We start from the raw sequence: 19,678 nt of genomic DNA on the forward strand, positions 1-19,678 counted from the left end.
CATTTTTGTAGTGAAATTTAATGTTTTTTATAAAAATATGATAGAATGATATAAATGGAGGTGTTTATGGAACGAGAAATTTTTACTCCCGATCAAAGTCAATCTATTGTAGATGCTATATTGAAGGGATACAAGTCATATCTTGATGAACGAATTGAAAAGAGAAGAACAATGCATGTTTCTGCGGGTTATGCTTGGACTAAAGCGAACCATATCGATGATGCACTTGCGGTTGCGGACTTAACCTTTATTGATACATTTGAATTAAAACATGCGGGTCAATCTTGGGAATTTTTAGAATTTAACTCAGAAAATCAACTATTAGGACGTGTATGTTTTGTTTTAAAAGGTCTTACTCGCTTGCGACAGGTTTTTCCAACAGCAGTAAAAAGTGGAAAGGGCTATTTATTTGACTATGCTCAAATTAATACAAGTTACCTAGAAAATCTTTCAAGGAATACAGATGAAAGTACGCTTTTCCCTGTTCAGATGGAATTATTTGATGACAAATTATTTGAACTTTTGAATCGGTCTGAACAATCTATCAATAATTTTTTCTTTATCACATATCAGGCTGATGAATTACATCACTTGACGAATATTCAAGTTATCATGCCTGATTCAAGAACGGGGAAATTGATTGAAATTCAAAATTTATCAACATTTATTTCTACAAGTAATGTTGATTTTAACGATGAAAAATATCAAGAGTTACAAGGCTTATCAGAGATTGATGATGTAGCTGATTTTGAGATTATACCACGTCTCGCTTCAGAAAAAGAAGCTTAGAAAGGCAAAAAAATGTTCAATGGTTCAAGACTGGAAGAATTAAGACTTCTGAATGGCCTTACACGTGCAGATTTGGCAAGAGAGCTTGAGGTGTCCGAACAGGCTATTTGGCAATTTGAAACAGGAGTTACACTTCCAAAAATGAAAAATAAGATAGCAATGGCTCGTTTTTTTCAGGTTGAAGTTGACTATTTTGATGCTGTTGATAAGAATGGTTCATTCTCACTAAGTCGCATTGCCTTTCGGAATGCAGACCTTGAGGCCAAAAAAACCGTCCATATCCAAATGGTATATTTGGAAAAAATGAATCAGATGATAGATTATTTGGAGAACTTTGTATCCATTCCTAATCAAATAATTTACCAGTTAGTTGATAGTATTGAGCAAAAACTTCAGCAACATGAATCACTTGAATTTATTGCTGATCATGCTAGAGAGGTATTGGCAGTATCAGTTGATAATGCCAATCTCCTCTATAGTTTAGAAAAATCTGGGATATACATTTCAGAGAGATTAATCAATGGGAATGCGGATGCCTATAGTGCTTGGTCACGTAATGGTCGACCTTTTATCGTTTTGGGGCTGGGAAAATCAGCGGTACGACGTAATTTTGATTTAGCACATGAACTAGGGCATCTACTCTTGCACAACCAAGTAGATTTTGAGGAACTGTCAAAAGAAGAATTAGAGGAAAAAGAGAAAGAAGCTAATCAATTTGCCTCCTATTTCCTGTTACCTAGGAAACAATTTTTAATGGATTTTATGAATATTGTAGGTAAGCGTGTCAGCAATCCTGATCAATATATCTTGTTAAAAAAACGTTTTGGTGTCTCAATTCAAGCGCTTGAATATAGAGCTTACAAGCTTGGCTTACTGACTCCACAGCAAAATTCTTATTTCTATCGACAGATTTCAAAAAAAGGATATAAAGTAGTTGAGCCACTAGATTTGGAAATTCCCTTAAAGAAACCAAGTAAAATCAGAAGTATCTTAGATGTTATCCTTTCAAACAATCTTTTAACTCTGTCAGATATTGAACGAAATCAGAGAGTATCAAAGAATTTTATCAGTCAATTATTTTCATTTGATGTGAAATTTTTTGATAAGTATTTGCTTCAATTAGATACATTTGATAATGTAATTCCATTGTTTTCTAGAAAAGAATGACGGGGAGTAGAGTAATGAACAAAACTAATTCTTACCAAATCAACCTCCCCTCTCTCCTCCCTTTCGGTTTTATCCTCTCCAACAATCGTTACATCTACCGTGAGGTGTTCATGGAGGGGCAGTTTGAGGCGGTGGTGGAGGTTGATGAGGCTGGTCAGCTGTCGTCCTTTGTCTGGGATTGTGAGATGGAGGAGGTCTATACTGCCCATCTGGTGACTGCGCCAGCTGGGGCTTTTGTGGGGCAGGTGAGAGAAAGCTATCAGTCCATTTTGACTCGGGTAGAGGAGGCTTGTTGTATCGCTCTGCCATTTTCCAAAGACCAAAGCAACCGCATAGCCCAGCTCATCAAGGAGAAGTGGGGTGACCTACCTGATTATCCCTTTGCCAAGTCACCGGAAACAGGGGTTTTTCGTCATCCTGCCAATAGCAAGTGGTACGCTTTGGTGACTCAGGTCAAGCGGGGACAGCTGGATGGGAGCGATAATCAAGAACTGGTGGAGATTGTCAATATCAAGGTTGATGGTCGGGAAATAGCAGAGCTGCTGAGTCAGTCGGGCATCTTCCCAGCCTACCATATGTCCAAGAAGAGCTGGGTGTCGGTCTTGCTCGATGATACTGTGGAAGATGAAGCGATATTAGTCCTCCTTGAGAAGAGCCGCTATCTTGTAGGACCAAAATCCTACAAGGCGGAGCAAGGGCCTGATTACTGGGTTATTCCAGCCAATCCAAAGGTCTATGATATTGATACCGAGTTTGCGGAAAATAAGGTGGTCTATTGGTCGCAAAAATCAACCATTCAAGTTGGGGACATCGTAGCCATCTACGTGACGGAGCCTGTACAGGCCATTCGTTATGTTTGTCGTGTCTTGGGGGCGAATCTAGAAAATCACGGACAATCAGACATTCCTACAGAGAAGAAAATCATGCAAGTGGAATTGCTCGCTCAGTTTTCCGATGATATTTTGCCGAGAGCGCGCATGATGGACTTGGGAGTCAGGGCGGTGCGTGGACCTAGACGCTTGACAGAGGGTGTGATAGAAGTACTGACATCCGAAGTGAAAAACCTCCATTAAATTATCAGAATATTTAATAAAAAGACTTTACAAGTAGGTAAAAAAGAGTATAATAAGGTGTATAAATTTAAGGAGGAGTAGGTATGAAGAAAAGCTTCATTCATCAGCAAGAGGAGATTTCTTTTGTCAAAAATACATTTACGCAGTATTTGAAAGACAAGCTAGAAATCGTAGAAGTGCAAGGACCGATTTTGAGTCGTGTCGGGGATGGTATGCAGGATAATTTGTCCGGTGTGGAGAATGCGGTTACTGTTAATGTGAAGTTGATTCCAGATGCGACCTATGAAGTGGTTCACTCGCTTGCTAAGTGGAAGCGCCATACCTTGGCTCGTTTCGGTTTTAATGAGGGAGAAGGACTCTTTGTTCACATGAAGGCTCTTCGTCCTGACGAGGATTCCTTGGATCCCATTCACTCAGTATACGTGGATCAATGGGACTGGGAGAAGGTCATCCCTGATGGTCGTCGCAACTTGGCTTATTTGAAGGAAACGGTTGAACAAATCTATAAGGCCATTCGATTGACTGAGCTTGCAGTTGAAGCACGCTACGATATCGAATCTGTCTTACCGAAGAAGATTACCTTTATTCACACAGAAGACTTGGTGAAAAATTTCCCAGACTTGACACCAAAAGAGCGTGAAAATGTGGTTGCCAAAGAATACGGCGCAGTTTTCCTAATCGGTATTGGTGGTGAACTGGCAGACGGTAAACCACATGATGGACGCGCCCCAGACTATGATGACTGGACAAGCCCATCAGAAGCAGGCTATAAAGGACTCAATGGAGACATCTTGGTTTGGAACGAAGCACTTGGTTCAGCATTTGAGTTGTCCTCAATGGGGATTCGTGTGGATGAAGAAGCGCTTAAGCGCCAGGTTGCTATTACAGGCGACGAGGACCGTTTGGAATTCGATTGGCATCGTGCCCTTTTGAATGGTCTCTTCCCGCTTTCGATTGGTGGCGGTATCGGTCAATCCCGTTTGGCCATGTTCTTGCTTCGTAAGAAACATATTGGTGAAGTGCAGTCAAGCGTTTGGCCACAAGAAGTGAGCGATAATTTTGAGAACATTTTATAAGAGATTGGCTTCAATCTCTTTTCTTCTGCTTTCAATCTGCTATCTGAAAACATTTACAACAAGATTATCTGTGATTTTTACGCCAATCTATGATATACTTTTTTAGTTAAATTAAAATATACAGAGGATATTATGACAAAACTTAGAGAAGACATCCGTAACGTAGCCATTATTGCCCACGTTGACCACGGAAAAACAACCCTCGTTGATGAATTATTGAAACAATCCCAAACGCTTGATGAGCGCACAAACCTTGATGAGCGTGCAATGGACTCTAACGACCTTGAAAAAGAGCGTGGTATCACCATCCTTGCAAAAAATACTGCCGTAGCTTATAACGGTACTCGTATCAACATCATGGACACACCAGGACACGCGGACTTCGGTGGTGAGGTTGAGCGTATCATGAAAATGGTTGACGGTGTTGTGCTTGTCGTGGATGCTTACGAAGGGACTATGCCACAGACTCGTTTCGTATTGAAAAAAGCCCTTGAGCAAAACTTGACACCAATCGTCGTTGTTAACAAGATTGACAAACCATCTGCTCGTCCAGAAGAAGTTGTAGATGAAGTGCTTGAACTCTTCATCGAATTGGGTGCAGATGATGACCAGTTGGAGTTCCCCGTGGTTTACGCATCAGCTATCAACGGTACTTCATCTTTGTCTGACAATCCAGCAGACCAAGAAGAAACAATGGCACCAATTTTCGATACCATCATCGAGCATATCCCTGCACCAGTGGATAACTCAGATGAGCCTTTGCAGTTCCAAGTATCCCTTTTGGACTATAACGACTTCGTAGGTCGTATCGGTATCGGTCGTGTCTTCCGTGGTACTGTTAAAGTTGGTGACCAAGTTACCCTTTCTAAACTAGATGGCACAACGAAAAACTTCCGCGTTACAAAACTCTTTGGTTTCTTCGGTCTTGAGCGTAAAGAAATCCAAGAAGCAAAAGCTGGTGACTTGATTGCCGTTTCTGGTATGGAAGACATCTTCGTTGGTGAAACTGTGACTCCGACAGATGCAGTTGAGGCACTTCCAGTTCTTCGTATCGATGAGCCAACTCTTCAAATGACTTTCTTGGTGAACAACTCACCATTTGCAGGTCGTGAAGGTAAATGGGTGACATCTCGTAAGATTGAAGAGCGCCTTTTGGCTGAGTTGCAAACGGACGTTTCTCTCCGTGTTGACCCTACTGACTCTCCAGATAAATGGACTGTTTCAGGTCGTGGTGAATTGCACTTGTCTATCTTGATTGAAACCATGCGTCGTGAGGGCTATGAGCTTCAAGTATCACGTCCAGAAGTTATCATCAAGGAAATCGACGGCGTGAAAATGGAGCCATTCGAGCGCGTGCAAATCGATACTCCAGAAGAATACCAAGGTTCTGTTATCCAATCCCTATCTGAGCGTAAGGGTGATATGTTGGATATGGTTGCGACAGGTAATGGTCAAACTCGTCTTGTTTTCCTTGTGCCTGCGCGTGGGTTGATTGGTTATTCAACTGAATTCCTTTCAATGACTCGTGGTTACGGTATCATGAACCATACTTTCGACCAATACTTGCCTGTTGTTCAAGGTGAAATCGGTGGTCGTCACCGTGGTGCCCTTGTCTCTATCGACCAAGGTAAGGCAACGACATACTCTATCATGCGTATTGAAGAGCGTGGTACAATCTTTGTCAACCCAGGTACTGAGGTTTACGAAGGGATGATTATCGGTGAAAACTCACGTGATAATGACTTGACAGTTAACATCACAACTGCTAAACAAATGACCAACGTTCGTTCAGCTACCAAAGACCAAACAGCGGTTATTAAAACACCACGTATCTTAACTCTTGAAGAATCACTAGAATTCTTGAACGATGATGAATACATGGAAGTAACGCCAGAATCTATCCGTCTTCGTAAGCAAATCTTGAACAAGGCAGAGCGTGATAAGGCTGCGAAGAAGAAAAAATTAGCGACTGAGGAATAATTTCTAGGAGAAGAAGCATGTTTTATTTAATCCTTGCCATCATGTTAGTACTTTTTTATATTTTTATTGCACCTCGCAATATTAAGGGGACTATGAATTTGATTGCGGCAGTATTTTTACTGGTAGCATTAGCGATTGCCTTGGTACTTGGATTTTTAAGAATCATGCAATTTCCAAAGGAAATTTGGGTTGGTCTACTAATGATTCTGATTGGTTTTTGGGCGATGCGGGATATTTATCAATTAAATGACGATACAAAATTTTAGCAGAGTCTTTGATTTTTGAATACCGTAATACGATATTACTAAGGAATTTTATCCAGCTTTTTGGACAGTAGTGGCAATCTATTAGCTAAAGAAATTATATTCTGTGATACATCTTGAAGAAGCTCTCGTTATTTATAATAAATGACAAGCGCATTTTCAAGGTGTTTTTATGTAGATAAATTTTAATACTCAATGAAATCCCCAAAATAGCAAGTTCTTAGTACAGTCATTTAAATTAACTCTGATACATCGCCGCTTTCGGCTTGCCGTACTCTACGAAAGTGACTCGTTTCGCAAGTCTTATTTCCAACCTAGAACAGCCTCTAGGCTGTTCTAGCTACCTGCACCTCAGTTCCTTGTCTGAAAGCTAATTCATTCGACCATACAAGGCAATGAGCTGCCGCCACCAACTTTTGTCAACATCTTAGCAATTCGTGTTGTACAGTCTGAAGCTGATCTCTATAATTGACGGGAGTGGGAAAGACATCCATACATTAAAGTAATTAAAGATAAATTAAATAACTATATTAGCCATTCACACCTAAATGAGAGGGATTTGTTTTATAAAATATTGCTAACAGTTTTCCCTTAGACAAACTCATATTACTAGACAATAAATGGAAACTATAGTAAAATACCAAGTATTGTTATTAAGTTGTGCCTTAACTTAATTTTATAATATTTTAGTAAAAGAGAGGAAACGCAGATGGATGTAAAAAATCTTCGGAAATTAAAGCGAATTGAGTTATATGAGATTATGTTGGCTCAAAGTGAAGAGATTGATTGCTTGAGAAATCAACTTGAGAAGATTAAAACAGAGTTGGCTGATAGAAGAATTATGATTAGTCAATCTGGCTCCATAGCGGAAGCTTCAATGAAACTGACTAATATTTTTGAAGAAGCGCAAAAAGCTGCGGATCTATATCTCTATAATGTGAAAAACAAAATTGGTGATGTTCATGAATAGTTTAAATCTCAAGGGAAAGGAACTTCCAAAAACTTCAGAATTAAAAGAGCTATATCAGCATGAAAGATATAGACATACATTTTGGAGGACAGTGAAAAGTACAGTGTTTATGTTGGTAGTAGTTGCAGCATTTGCAATACTAATCGCTGTATTATTTTTGCCTATTTTGAGAATATACGGAGAGTCAATGAAAGGAACCCTGAATAGCGGGGACATCGTTGTATCAGTAAAGAGCAATGATTTTGAAAGCAGTGATGTTGTTGCTTTTTATTACAATAACAATATTCTGGTCAAGCGCGTCATCGCTGAAGCTGGGGATTGGGTGGATATGGATAAACAAGGGAACGTTTATGTCAATAATCAAAGATTGGACGAGCCATATTTGGCAAATAGGGATTATGGTCATACGGATATTGAGTTTCCTTATCAGGTACCGGAAAATCGAATCTTTGTCATGGGAGATAACCGGAAAGAGTCCATTGATTCGCGAAACAACGCTATTGGTACAGTCTCTAATGAACAGATTGTTGGTAAATTGGTTTTTAGAGTATGGCCTTTGAGAGAGATGGGAGTAATTGATTAAAAATGATGAACTTAAAGTTAGATAGTTAAAGCAATTTAGGGGGAGGAACATGCAAAATAATTTTAAGTTTAAAAGATTATCTTTATGGCAGAAAAAATATAGAAAATTTGTTAATTTTGTAGCTGTTGTGGTTGTATTTGTAACAACGTATGCATTGATTTTACCAGCTCTGACACTGGAATCTAATAAAGCTAGCCAACTATCGGGTATCAGCAGCTCAGAGACAACTACTGAAATACAAGGTAATGAAGAAACTCCAGTAGAAGTGACGGAGGCTGCTAGTCAGATGGTTGAAGAAAGCTCTGCAATAGAGCAAACAAGCATGACAACAAGTGTGACATCGACAACGGAGCTTTCTTCGGAACCCCAGACAACTGAAACCACAAAAGTTGATCAACAGGTAATAACTGAAGCGACAGAGTTTATTCATAAAGGTAAAGATTATGAAGTTATCGCCAGATTTGATGCTTCTGCAAAAATGCCAAAAGGAGTGGAACTGAAGGTTAAAGAAATTGAAGCGGGGACAGATACCTACAAATCTCGATTTAATAAAGCCAAGGCTACTCTGGGAGCTCGTGCTCTAACTTTTGCAAGGTTCTTTGATATAAGCTTTGTGCATGATGGCAAGGAAATTCAGCCAGAAGCACCAATTTCCATTCAAATCAAAACAGATAGCAATATCAAACTTAAAGAGGAAACCAAGGTCGAGGCTGTTCATTTTCAATCAGCTAATAAGGCAGAAGTTGTCCCAGAAGTTGAAACCAATGAAGAAAACAATCAGGTGTCCGAAATTAGCTTTGATGCGGACTCCTTCTCTGACTATGGTGTCGTTGGGGCAGAGTACTATAAAGTAACTTTTGTAGCTCTGGACTCAAATGGACAGGAGCAGACAGTTTCGAGTTTGGTTGATAAAAAAGAGGGAGCAAAACTAGAAACGCTCCCTGAGGAACCCTTCCGTGCTGGCTATCGCTTTATCGGTTGGCGTGACAAAGAGACAAATGAAATTGTTACTGCTGACACCTTAGTTACCAAAGATATGATTGTGGAAGCAGAGTTTGCTTCAATCTCAATCTATAAAGTAACGATTCAGTATTTTTATAATAACGTTACTTCGGGCCAAGAAGTTATCTTTGAAACAGAAGTCTATGAGCTAGAAGCAGAAGACATGCCATATCGCATCACGACACCCGTATCCACTGAGATTAAAAGTGGATCAGAAAGTGGTCTTGCCACAGACGCCATTTACTACACCAGTAGACCCATCATAGATATACAGTCTGAAGATTTGGCTAGACTAGACAAAGAAGATGGAAATGTAGATAATGCGCTGACCATTAAGATTGCTTATATCCCCTACGATTCCAAATACAAGGTTCGCTACAAGTTGAAAGACTTGGATGGGGAAGGTTACACAGATATTGAGACGGGAACTTACTATGGTATTATCGGGTCTACGATTAGACCAGAGGTTCGCAATTATACTTATGCAAATTTTGAAAAGACAGATTCTCTTGAGTTGAAAAAATCAAGTGGACAAGAAATTGATGTTTATTACACTCGTAAAGAGTATACACTTTCCTACAATACTAATGGGGGGTCTTACATCCCACCACAAACTGGACTCTACAATGCTAAGGTCAATCTGACAACGACAATCCCAACTAGAGAAGGTTACACGTTTGATGGTTGGTATGATAATGCTAATTTAACAGGAAGCCCTATTAGTGGCTCGGTTACTTTAGATAAGAACAAGACACTCTATGCTAAGTGGAAGGCTGATACGGTTAACTATGTCATTGCTTACTATAAAGAAGTATATGATGGTAAAGAAGAGCCGCTCTACGTGTATGACAGTTCAATCAAACGGACTGGACAAGTTGGTACAACAATTCAAGCAAGTACTGCTCCAGAAATGCCTAGTGTACCGATAGGTTATGAAAAAGAAACCGCCTACGGGAAAAATAGCACATCTTCTATCGTAGTCGCAGCAGATGGTTCTTCTACTTTGAAAGTCTATTACAGTCTGATTAGATATACTTTAACTTTTGATATCAATCGGAATTCGACATGGGGATTCAACACCTATTATGGTCAGATTGAAAAAGGTGGCAGTACTTATACTGGAACTCAATACAAGATTAGGGATGTAGTTGTTGGACAAGATATTTTGAATCTTTGGCCATCAGGTGCGGATGAAGTTTATCAGATGTTGCGCATAGGAAATGGTACACTTGAGAAATACGATTCTATGAAATTTAGAGGATGGACTTTCTCAGACAGTAATGCTTATAATGTGACTCGCAGACCTACACTTACAACCGATATGATTACAACAGCAAATGCTAATCATGAGGTTGTCGTAACAGGGCATTGGGAAAGTTCCTTAAAAACAAAAAGGGTTGATTATTACTTGCAGTCAGCAGATAATCCAAATGTCTATGTATTATCTGAACATAGTCAGAGCTTAAATGGTGGACAAAATTCGCCACTCAATGCAAAAACAATTATGGGTTATCAAGTTATTTCTACTGTTCCGCCAGGTTATGATAATCATTCTGGACATTATGCTACACTAAACAATGGTATAAAATTGTATGATCATTACCGCTTCTACTATAATCGTAAGTCTTCTGAAATCCACTATATTTATAAGAGTGAAGTACTGAAAACTGAAAAAGGTATCCTTTTTGATGCCAATATCAATAGTGCAATCTACAATTACACACCAAGTCGTCCGGCTGGAGTTGATGATGACTATACGTGGGGTGGTTGGTATTCAGATTCAGGATTGAATCAGGCTTATTCTTTCGATAAAATGCCATCAAGTAACTTGGTGCTCTACGCTAAATGGGTGGCCCCAAACATGACAGTTAGCTTTGACCTAAATGGTGGTGAAGGTACAGCACCAGAGACTCAAACAGTTGAAAAGAAGAAAACTGCGACAGTTGTTGCTGATCCGACCAGAGCTCACTATGACTTTGACGGTTGGTTTACAGCTAAAGAAGGTGGGGAGCGCTATGCCTGGTCTAAGCCAGTCACAGAAAATATCACACTTTATGCTCGCTGGAAACCTCAACCTCTCAAGTATATAGTTAAGTACGTAGATGCTACTACTAATAAAAGTTTGGCAGCAGACAAGGTCATTGAGAGTCCAGCACTTGAATTGCATCAGGCCATCAAAGAAAATGCTTTAGCCATCACAGGCTACAGACCAGATGCCAGCAGTAAGACCCTTGATTTAACCTATGACAATAATGAGATTGTTTTCTATTACAGTGATAGGACATCAAAAATACCATATACCGTTCGTTACCTCCTTAAGGATGGAGATAATGATGACAGTAACAACACCGTATTGTTGCCAGAAGACCATCTGGAAGCTGATGCTAATATGATTGTTGCTAAGGCTGTAGCCAAGGGTGTAGGAACAGGATACTATCCTCAAAACAATGTCTTGAGTCTTACTCTGACAACAAACTCAGTCAATAATATCATTACTTTCTATTATCTACCATATGAGTTTGCGACCCTCGCAGTCAATTACCTTGATATGGATGGCAACCCTATTGCTGGTCAAGACCCTCTGGTAGAGTACAAGAAGAAAGGTGATACCTATATCCTAAATCGTAAGGAGATTCAAGGATATACCTTCTCAACCTCAAAAGATAACGAGAACAATGTAGATAAATCAATCTATCGTATCAGAAGACCAGATAAGCGGACGATTAATCTTTATTATAAGAAAAATCTGACACTTGAAGGTCAGCCAAGAGAGAAAGTCTACGATGACGAGCCGTTGAAACTATCAGGAATAGATGATTTAAAATCTGGTTATTCAACATCTCTAGCTAGCGGGGATAGGTTGACTGCTATTGATTTTGAGGGAAGTCAGACTGATGTCGGATCATCAAATGCGAAACCAAAATCAGCTGTCATAACAACTGCTGATGGCAAAAATCATACCGATTACTATGAGATTACCTATCTTGACAGTTCTCTGACAGTTAAAAAACGTCCGGTTACAGTAGAGATTGGAAGTCAAACTATTGAAAAAATCTATGATGGCAAAGTGTCTACTGTTGACTACAAGGTAAACTCAATTTCTGATAGCCTTTATAAAGAGTCCGATATTCACTATACAGGTTCAGAAATTGAAATGACCCAAAAAGATATAGGAACTTATACCTTTGCCTTACAAAATAAATTTGTTAATACAAATGATAATTTTGAGGTTACTTTCTTAGCTAAAGACGGCAAGATTACTATCAATCCGCGTAAGCTAATGTTAACGTCGGCTACGAAAGAAAAAGCATATGATGGAACAGAACTGACAGCAAAAGAAGTTAGTGTGACGACTCCAGAGGGTGCTAGCTATGATGGCTTCGTCCAAGGCGAAGGTGTTGACTTCTCTGATTTTGCAAGCCTAACTAATCCAGGTAGGAGAACCAATAGCTTTACTTATAAAGCAAAAGAGGGTACAAAGCTCAGCAATTACGAGATTACAGATGAGTTTGGAATGTTGACAATTCTTGAAACGCTTAACATTACCAAGACAGATGAAAATTGGAAATCTCTTGCAGGTGGCAAGTTTGAATTGACCAAGTGGGATGGTTTGAACTGGGCTCAGGTAGATGGGGTGCAGGAATTTGCCATTACCAGCAAAGATGGTATTCGGATACCGGTAGGCTTAGAAGCAGGTCGCTACCGTCTGCAAGAATTGGCAGCACCTGATGGTTTTATCGTCTTGGATAGCTATATCTACTTCAGCATCAAGGAAATCTTTAACGAAGATAAGACATCTTCCTTCTACACAGTTTCCTTGTCTGATGAAGCAGGCAAGGATGCTAGTCCGGAACGAGCAACGCTTACCAAGGTTAGTGGTGATGCCAGTCATCGCATCCAAGTGGCCAATGAGCAGGGCAGAGCCTTGCCAAGCACAGGCGGAGATGGACAGAAGTGGTTTATTCTTTCTGGCCTTGTCCTCATAGCCATCTCCTATCTGATGCATCTGTTTGTTCAACGTAATCGGGAAAAGAGGTCCTAGGACTGATTTCACGCTTACATAATTAAAGTATCACAATGGGAGTTGCAGGATTTCATGTCTGCTTCTCCTTAATAAAAAATGAAAAAGGAAAAAGAAAATCATGAATAAATTAAAAAGTCTCTTCATGACCGTGTTGGCTGTGTTAGCTATGGTCTTGCCTACCCCTTTCGCTAGTGCGCAAGAGGTAAATACAAATGCAGGTGGTACAGGGACAATCACTATCCGTAACGCCTCGCAAAGTCAAAAATATACCATCTATAAACTCTTTGATGCTACTGTAACAGAAGATGGTTCAGGTATCTCTTATAAACTCCCAAGCGGTAAAACCGCACAAAATTTTGGTGGTGAAACCTGGTTTGATGTAGACAGCAAAGGCAATGTTACTGCAAAGGCAGGTGCTAATGTCTTTTCAGAAGCATTTGCGACTTGGGCAAAGAGCTTTGGAACAGAAGTTAAAAGTGCCATAGCAACTGACAATACTCTAGTATTTACAAACTTAACATTTGGTTACTATTTTGTAACTTCTTCACTTGGGGCAGTCCTGACTGTTGACAGTACAACTCCAAATGCAACTGTTATCGATAAAAATACTACTAATCCAACCATTCCAGACTTAAATAATGGTGGCGGTAAGAAAATTCTAGCAGCGGATGGAAAAACAACAACATCAACAACAACTGCAAAAATTGGCGATACAGTACCTTTCCAATTCAAATTTAACGCTACAAACTTTGTTACTGCAGATGGTGTCACTAAACAAATCAAATCTTATACTATCACCGATACCCCTACAGCATTAACTATTATTCAAGATTCAGTAGCTGTTAAGGTAGGAACAGAAACACTTGTTAAAGATAAAGACTATACAGTTTCTTTTGATGATACAGGTAAAATGACAGTTGTCTTGTCATGGATCAAGGAAGACAAATCAACTATTTACAATTCACCAATTGAAGTGAATGTAACCTATTCAGCTGTTGTAACCAAAGACGCAAAAGAAGGTCAAGCAACCAACACGGCAACACTTGGCTACAATTCTTTTAACCCGACAGATCCAACTGATCCAAATCACCCGGATAACCCAAATCCAGACACTCCAGACACCCCAGTAGTTCCAAATACACCAGAAGATAATAAAACGACAGTAACCACTCATCGTTTCACTTTGAAGAAAACAAATGAAGCAAATGATACTCTGACTGGAGCAGAATTTAAGCTTTATGATGCAGTCAATAATGGAACTGAAATCAAGGTTGTAAAGGAATCTGACGGAGTATATCGTGTTGCGCAGGCTGATGAGCAAGGCGTTGCGATTGAAGCTGGCGAAGTTGTGATTAAAGGTCTGAAACATAGCACGACCTATTATCTTGAAGAAATGAAAGCACCGAATGGTTACAATATTTTGACAGAACGTCAAGCCATCGAAGTTACGAAAGATAACGCAGCAAAAGCAAATATCGTCAATAAAAAGGGTGGTGTCTTGCCAAGCACTGGTGCGATTGGAACAACTTTATTCTATCTAGTTGGTTCAATCCTACTTTTGGTAGCATTGGTTTATACTATTTCAAAACGTCGTATGAACAATATCTAATTGTCCATACAATACCTAATATTTAGAATCTATCTTCGGAAGTGCAAAAGCAAGAGTGGAAGTATTTCCGAAGATATTTCTTTGGTCTTAACATAAGGAAAGGAGGGGATTTCATGATCAAATGGCTCAAAAAGAAAGGTCAATCTTTTATCATGCCATTAATTTTTATATTTGGGATTGGACTATTGGCTTATCCATCGGTCAGTGATTACTGGAATTCCTTCCACCAATCAGAGGCCATCATGTCCTATTCTGACACAGTATCAGATATGACAGCTGACCAATACAAAGAAATCATTGATAGTGCGCGCCAGTATAATCAAGAAAACCCCTTAAACTGGAATGTGACTGCATCCGACATTGAAGCCTATAATCAGGAATTGAATTTCAATAAAGATGGCATCATGGGCTATATTGAGATTCCTAAAATTGATGTCAAGTTATCTATATTTCATGGGACAGACGAAACGGTTTTAGAGACTTCTATTGGACATCTAGAAGGAACATCGTTGCCTGTAGGAGGTTTGGGAACTCATAGTGTACTTTCAGGGCATCGTGGGCTCCCATCTGCCCGTCTGTTTTCTGATTTAGATAAGTTGAGAGAAGGCGATATATTTACCATTCACGTTCTCAATGAAACACTAACTTACAAAGTGGACCAGATTCGAGTGGTTGAGCCATCAGATTTATCGGCTCTTACCATGGAACCTCAGAAAGACTTATTGACTTTGGTAACCTGTACACCCTACGGTATTAATACACATAGGCTATTAGTTCGTGGCTATCGTATTGAAAATGTTAATGGTAGTGCTTTGGTTACCTCTGATGCTATCCAAATTAAAGCAATTTTTATTGCTCCATTTATCGCAACTCCAATTCTATTTGTAATCTTAATTTATATTTTTATAACAACTAGTAAAACATTTCGTTCTTGGAATAGGAATCAAGTGTTGGATGATTTTTTAGTTCCCAAGAAATTTTGAACTATTGAAAATGTTTCAAAGTCGATTTGACTCTGGAACATTTTTCTATTATAGACATTAGACAATATGGCTGAATGAGGTAATTGTTCAACTTCTAACCTCCTGTCAACTCAAATCAATTGCCTAGACCGACGATTGAAACGACTTCTTTCTAGTAACGGACCACGAGGAAAGAGGTGGCAGATATTGTAGAAATGTCGTTGAGATGTCATACCTAGTTCAGCTTGTAACAAAAGCAAGACAAGGAGTAATCTATCTGAAAGCCTACATTACGCCGAAGTTAAAAGGAATCTGGGCAATAGTTTTGGTAGAAATGATGAGAAATTTGTGATAATTGGCGTACATTCCATTGCAAATGATGAGATTTAGCAGTATACTGTAAGTAGCTCATTTGGACTACCCCTCTGTATGTTTCGTCGCTTACAGTATAGTCCATTTGGGCTTTTTATTGTATTTTGAAATGAACTAGCACCACGGGTAGAGTTTACTTTTCTGTTCTCTGGCTTGAAAAAGGTCTTCGTAAAGGGTAAAATAAGGTGTTAGAAAGTAAAGGTAATTGAGATGAAGATGATTGATATTGTAAAAAATAAGAAAGTGCTGGTACTAGGTTTAGCTAAATCAGGAGAGTCTGCGGCTCGTCTTCTAGATAAATTGGGTGCTATCGTCACTGTTAACGATGGAAAGCCTTTTGAAGAAAATCCGACTGCTCAATCTTTGTTGGAAGATGGTATCCGTGTTATTTGCGGGAGCCATCCCTTGGAATTATTGGATGAAGATTTCGCTTTGATGGTAAAAAATCCAGGAATTCGCTATGATAATCCTATGGTTGAAAAAGCAATTGGAAAAGGAATTCCAGTATGGACAGAGGTTGAATTGGCCTACTTGGTATCAGATGCTCCAATCGTGGGGATTACAGGTTCGAACGGCAAGACAACGACAACGACCATGATTGCAGAAGTCTTGAATGCAGGAAATAAACCTGCAAAATTATGTGGAAATATTGGTTACCCAGCATCTTCGGTCGCTCAAACTGCAACTGCAGAGGATACCTTGGTCATGGAATTATCGTCTTTCCAGTTAATGGGGACAGAATCTTTCCGCCCACATATCGCCGTTGTGACCAACCTCATTGCCAGTCATATTGATTATCATGGGACTTTTGAAGACTACGTAGCAGCTAAATGGATGATTCAGCGTCAGATGACGGCTGAGGATTTTGTGGTGCTCAACTTCAACCAGAAAGAAGCCAAGGAATTGGCTGGACAGACCAAAGCAACGGTAGTTCCTTTTTCTACGCTGGAAGTGGTTGATGGAGCTTATTTGGCAGATGGAAAACTCTATTTCAAGGATGAATACATCATGGATGCTGACCAAATTGGTGTTCCAGGTTCACACAATGTTGAAAATGCCTTGGCAACAATTGTGGTTGCAAAATTGTTGGGAGTAGACCACCAAGCGATTCAGGAAAGTTTGTCTGCCTTTGGAGGTGTCAAACACCGCTTGCAATTTGTAGGTGAGATCAATGGGGTTTCCTTCTACAATGATAGTAAGTCTACCAATATCTTGGCGACTCAAAAAGCTCTTTCAGGGTTTGACAACAGCAAGGTCATTTTGATTGCAGGAGGCTTGGACCGTGGCAATGAATTTGATGAATTAGTCCCTGATTTGGTCGGACTAAAGAAAATGGTGATCCTTGGTCAATCAGCTCCCCGTGTTCAACGTGCAGCAGATAAGGCAGAAGTGGAAACGATAGAAGCTCTTGAAATTGCGGATGCGACTAGAAAAGCCTTTGCCATTGCAGAAAAAGGAGATATTGTCCTGTTAAGCCCAGCCAATGCAAGCTGGGATATGTATGCCAATTTTGAAGTGCGTGGTGACGTCTTCTTACAGACCTTTGAGGAGTTGAAATAATCATGAAAAAAATTGTTTTTACAGGCGGAGGGACTGTTGGGCACGTGACGCTCAATCTCCTTTTGATTCCGCGATTTTTGGAAGAAGGCTGGGAAGTCCACTATATTGGTGATGGGAACGGTATTGAGCATGAGCAGGTTGTGAAATCAGGTTTAGATGTCCATTTTCATTCTATTTCGACTGGGAAATTACGCCGTTATTTCTCTTTCCAAAATATGTTGGACGTGTTTAAAGTTGGTTTTGGTGTTCTTCAATCCTTGGCCATTATTGCTAAAATTCGTCCGCAAGCTCTTTTTTCAAAAGGTGGGTTTGTATCGGTTCCACCAGTTATTGCTGCTAATTTGCTGCGGGTTCCGGTCTTTATCCATGAATCAGACTTAACAATGGGACTGGCCAATAAAATAGCCTATAAATTTGCGACAACCATGTATAGTACTTTTGAGCAACCTGCCAGCTTGACTAAAGTAAAACATGTTGGTGCGGTTACAAAAGTGGGGCAAACGAATGACAAAGTTACACCAATTCAGTTGCCAGAAATTCTCAGTCACTTCGATAAAAGTCTGCCGACCTTACTGTTTGTAGGTGGTTCGGGCGGTGCTAAGGTCTTTAATGATTTAATCAGTCAGAATAGTGCTGCTCTGACCGAACGATTCAATATTATCAACTTGACAGGGGACAGTAGTCTCAACCAATTAGATAAAAACCTATATAGAGTTGACTATGTGACAGAACTTTATCAACCGTTGATGGATTTAGCGGATGTCGTTATTACCCGTGGTGGTTCCAATACTCTGTTTGAGTTGATTGCCATGCAACAACTCCATTTGATTGTGCCACTAGGACGGCAGGCCAGTCGAGGGGATCAAATTGAAAATGCTCTCTATGCAGAGAAAAAGGGATATTCTAAGCAGATTGATGAAAGTCAATTGACATTTGCCAGCCTGTTAGTAGAAGTCGATGAGCTATTGAAAAATAAGGAATTTTATATCCAAAACATGGCAAATTCTAATGAAATTCAGTCAGTAGATAGTTTTTACAATTTGCTTAGAGAAGATATGGGAAGGTAGGTTCTATGACGGAAAAAGATTCAAATGTAGAAGAATCAGTACTAGAAGTGGAACAGGCGTCCCAAGTAGAATTGGATTCAGAACAAATTTCACCAGCAGAGAAAGAATCTGTATTAGCCGAAGAAAAAGGACTTTCTACGGATGTAGACATACCTGAGATGACTGCTCCGGATGATGAAAAAAGTGCCTTTTTCGAACAATGGAAAGCACGCCATCAAGCCTACCTTGCTCATAAAGATGAGGCAGATATTCAGGCAGTTGACGAAGGGCAGGCGGAACAGAAGAGCCCAAAAGCTAAAAAGAGTAAAAGGGTCCTTTTTCAGGGAATAGAAAGAAAAACAGAGAGTCTGGAATCTAAAAAGGAAACAGGGGAAAAGGTTCAAACTTTAAAAGTTGATATTCCTTCCAAAGTAGTCTGGAAAGCTATTCCGGTTCTTGTGACGAGTTTGTTACTGGCAGCGTTGGCTCTGTATTTTATTTCTCCAACCAGCAAGAAAAAACAGATAGAGGTCGTTGGAAATGAGCGACTGACTGCTGAACAGGTGGAAAATTATAGTCTGATTTCTCCAGATGATTACATTGTAACCATAGCTTTGCATGCAGATGCTTACGCAAAGAATATTAAGAAGAATAGTTCGTCCGTTGAGACAGCAACAATCAAGTTCCAGTTTCCGGCTACCTTTACCATTCACATCAAAGAATACGCTATAATAGGCTACATTCAGCAACAAAACCAGTGGTATCCGGTATTGTCTAGTGGAGAGATTGGCGGTGAACCGATTTCACAGGATTCCTTGCCAGAAGGCTATACAACAATCAATTTATCCGACAAGGAATTAATCAAGGAACTAGCCATTGAATTGGGGAAAATAGATGCAGGAATTCGTTCTGCTATTCAGACAATAAATTTAACGCCGAGTAAAGTGACCGTGGATTTGTTGACATTCAATATGAGAGATGGAAATACTGTATTAATCCCGTTGGGTGAGATTAGCCAGAAGATGTCTTACTATACAAAAATAGCAGCAGAAGTGACTGTTCCAACAACAATTGATATGGAAGTTGGTATTTATAGGTATGCAAGCTGAAATAGATAATTTTGTAAAGAAAAAGTAATAAAAAAATCCTTTAAAAACACCATAATTCGATATAATATGGTATAATGAAGGATGACTAATTAT

14 protein-coding genes and 1 pseudogene are annotated in these 19,678 nt (G+C 39.6%); 14 read left to right on the forward strand and 1 reads right to left on the reverse strand.

The window, feature by feature from the left end; all coding sequences use genetic code 11:
• The first annotated feature begins 66 nt into the window (after positions 1 to 66).
• The 11 genes from ODU37_RS06145 to ODU37_RS06195 all read left to right on the forward strand — a co-directional run bounded on the left by ODU37_RS06145 (position 67) and on the right by ODU37_RS06195 (position 15,519).
• Complete coding sequence (locus tag ODU37_RS06145; protein WP_044758543.1) at positions 67 to 789, forward strand: hypothetical protein; 723 nt, start codon at positions 67 to 69, stop codon at positions 787 to 789.
• A gap of 12 nt (positions 790 to 801) precedes the next feature.
• Positions 802 to 1,956 (forward strand): XRE family transcriptional regulator, encoded by a 1,155-nt coding sequence (locus tag ODU37_RS06150; protein WP_044758542.1) that lies wholly within the window; start codon positions 802 to 804, stop codon positions 1,954 to 1,956.
• Positions 1,957 to 1,970: 14 nt separating this feature from the next.
• The gene (locus tag ODU37_RS06155; RefSeq protein ID WP_249562215.1) at positions 1,971 to 3,029 is read left to right on the forward strand and encodes an MmcQ/YjbR family DNA-binding protein; all 1,059 of its coding nucleotides are present in this window, start codon (positions 1,971 to 1,973) and stop codon (positions 3,027 to 3,029) included.
• A gap of 83 nt (positions 3,030 to 3,112) precedes the next feature.
• Entirely contained in the window at positions 3,113 to 4,105 is a 993-nt protein-coding gene (gene asnA, locus ODU37_RS06160) for an aspartate--ammonia ligase (protein ID WP_044758540.1), read from the forward strand.
• Between the two features lie 132 nt (positions 4,106 to 4,237).
• Positions 4,238 to 6,085, forward strand: coding sequence for a translational GTPase TypA (typA, locus tag ODU37_RS06165; protein WP_249562214.1), 1,848 nt, complete (start codon positions 4,238 to 4,240; stop codon positions 6,083 to 6,085).
• Positions 6,086 to 6,102: 17 nt separating this feature from the next.
• Positions 6,103 to 6,351, forward strand: a complete 249-nt coding sequence (locus tag ODU37_RS06170) for a DUF3165 family protein (RefSeq protein WP_004194480.1) — start codon at positions 6,103 to 6,105, stop codon at positions 6,349 to 6,351.
• Positions 6,352 to 7,057: 706 nt separating this feature from the next.
• Positions 7,058 to 7,318, forward strand: a complete 261-nt coding sequence (locus ODU37_RS06175; RefSeq protein ID WP_004194478.1) for a hypothetical protein — start codon at positions 7,058 to 7,060, stop codon at positions 7,316 to 7,318.
• Complete coding sequence (lepB, locus tag ODU37_RS06180; RefSeq protein WP_044753661.1) at positions 7,311 to 7,901, forward strand: signal peptidase I; 591 nt, start codon at positions 7,311 to 7,313, stop codon at positions 7,899 to 7,901. The genes ODU37_RS06175 and lepB overlap by 8 nt, the downstream gene beginning before the upstream one ends.
• A gap of 49 nt (positions 7,902 to 7,950) precedes the next feature.
• Positions 7,951 to 12,945: an InlB B-repeat-containing protein gene (locus ODU37_RS06185; RefSeq protein WP_398580437.1), complete on the forward strand. Its 4,995-nt coding sequence runs from the start codon at positions 7,951 to 7,953 to the stop codon at positions 12,943 to 12,945.
• Positions 12,946 to 13,045: 100 nt separating this feature from the next.
• Complete coding sequence (locus ODU37_RS06190; protein ID WP_044753656.1) at positions 13,046 to 14,536, forward strand: SpaH/EbpB family LPXTG-anchored major pilin; 1,491 nt, start codon at positions 13,046 to 13,048, stop codon at positions 14,534 to 14,536.
• A 113-nt stretch (positions 14,537 to 14,649) separates the two neighbouring features.
• Positions 14,650 to 15,519: a class C sortase gene (locus ODU37_RS06195; RefSeq protein WP_024387114.1), complete on the forward strand. Its 870-nt coding sequence runs from the start codon at positions 14,650 to 14,652 to the stop codon at positions 15,517 to 15,519.
• Between the two features lie 113 nt (positions 15,520 to 15,632).
• Here ODU37_RS06195 and ODU37_RS06200 read toward each other — a convergent pair.
• Positions 15,633 to 15,910: pseudogene (locus tag ODU37_RS06200) on the reverse strand (IS982 family transposase); the annotation flags it as partial.
• 170 nt (positions 15,911 to 16,080) lie between these two features.
• Here ODU37_RS06200 and murD point away from each other — a divergent pair.
• From murD to ODU37_RS06215, 3 genes are read left to right on the forward strand one after another with little or no spacing between them, the layout of a single operon-like run.
• On the forward strand, positions 16,081 to 17,430 hold the full coding sequence (gene murD / locus ODU37_RS06205) for a UDP-N-acetylmuramoyl-L-alanine--D-glutamate ligase (protein ID WP_105202244.1): 1,350 nt from the start codon (positions 16,081 to 16,083) through the stop codon (positions 17,428 to 17,430).
• A gap of 2 nt (positions 17,431 to 17,432) precedes the next feature.
• On the forward strand, positions 17,433 to 18,497 hold the full coding sequence (locus ODU37_RS06210) for a UDP-N-acetylglucosamine--N-acetylmuramyl-(pentapeptide) pyrophosphoryl-undecaprenol N-acetylglucosamine transferase (protein ID WP_032500041.1): 1,065 nt from the start codon (positions 17,433 to 17,435) through the stop codon (positions 18,495 to 18,497).
• Between the two features lie 5 nt (positions 18,498 to 18,502).
• Positions 18,503 to 19,585 (forward strand): cell division protein FtsQ/DivIB, encoded by a 1,083-nt coding sequence (locus tag ODU37_RS06215; RefSeq protein ID WP_105202243.1) that lies wholly within the window; start codon positions 18,503 to 18,505, stop codon positions 19,583 to 19,585.
• Positions 19,586 to 19,678: the final 93 nt, after the last annotated feature.

Origin of the sequence: Streptococcus sp. 2021WUSS109 (assembly GCF_044427305.1) — a bacterium.
Classification (GTDB): domain Bacteria; phylum Bacillota; class Bacilli; order Lactobacillales; family Streptococcaceae; genus Streptococcus; species Streptococcus suis.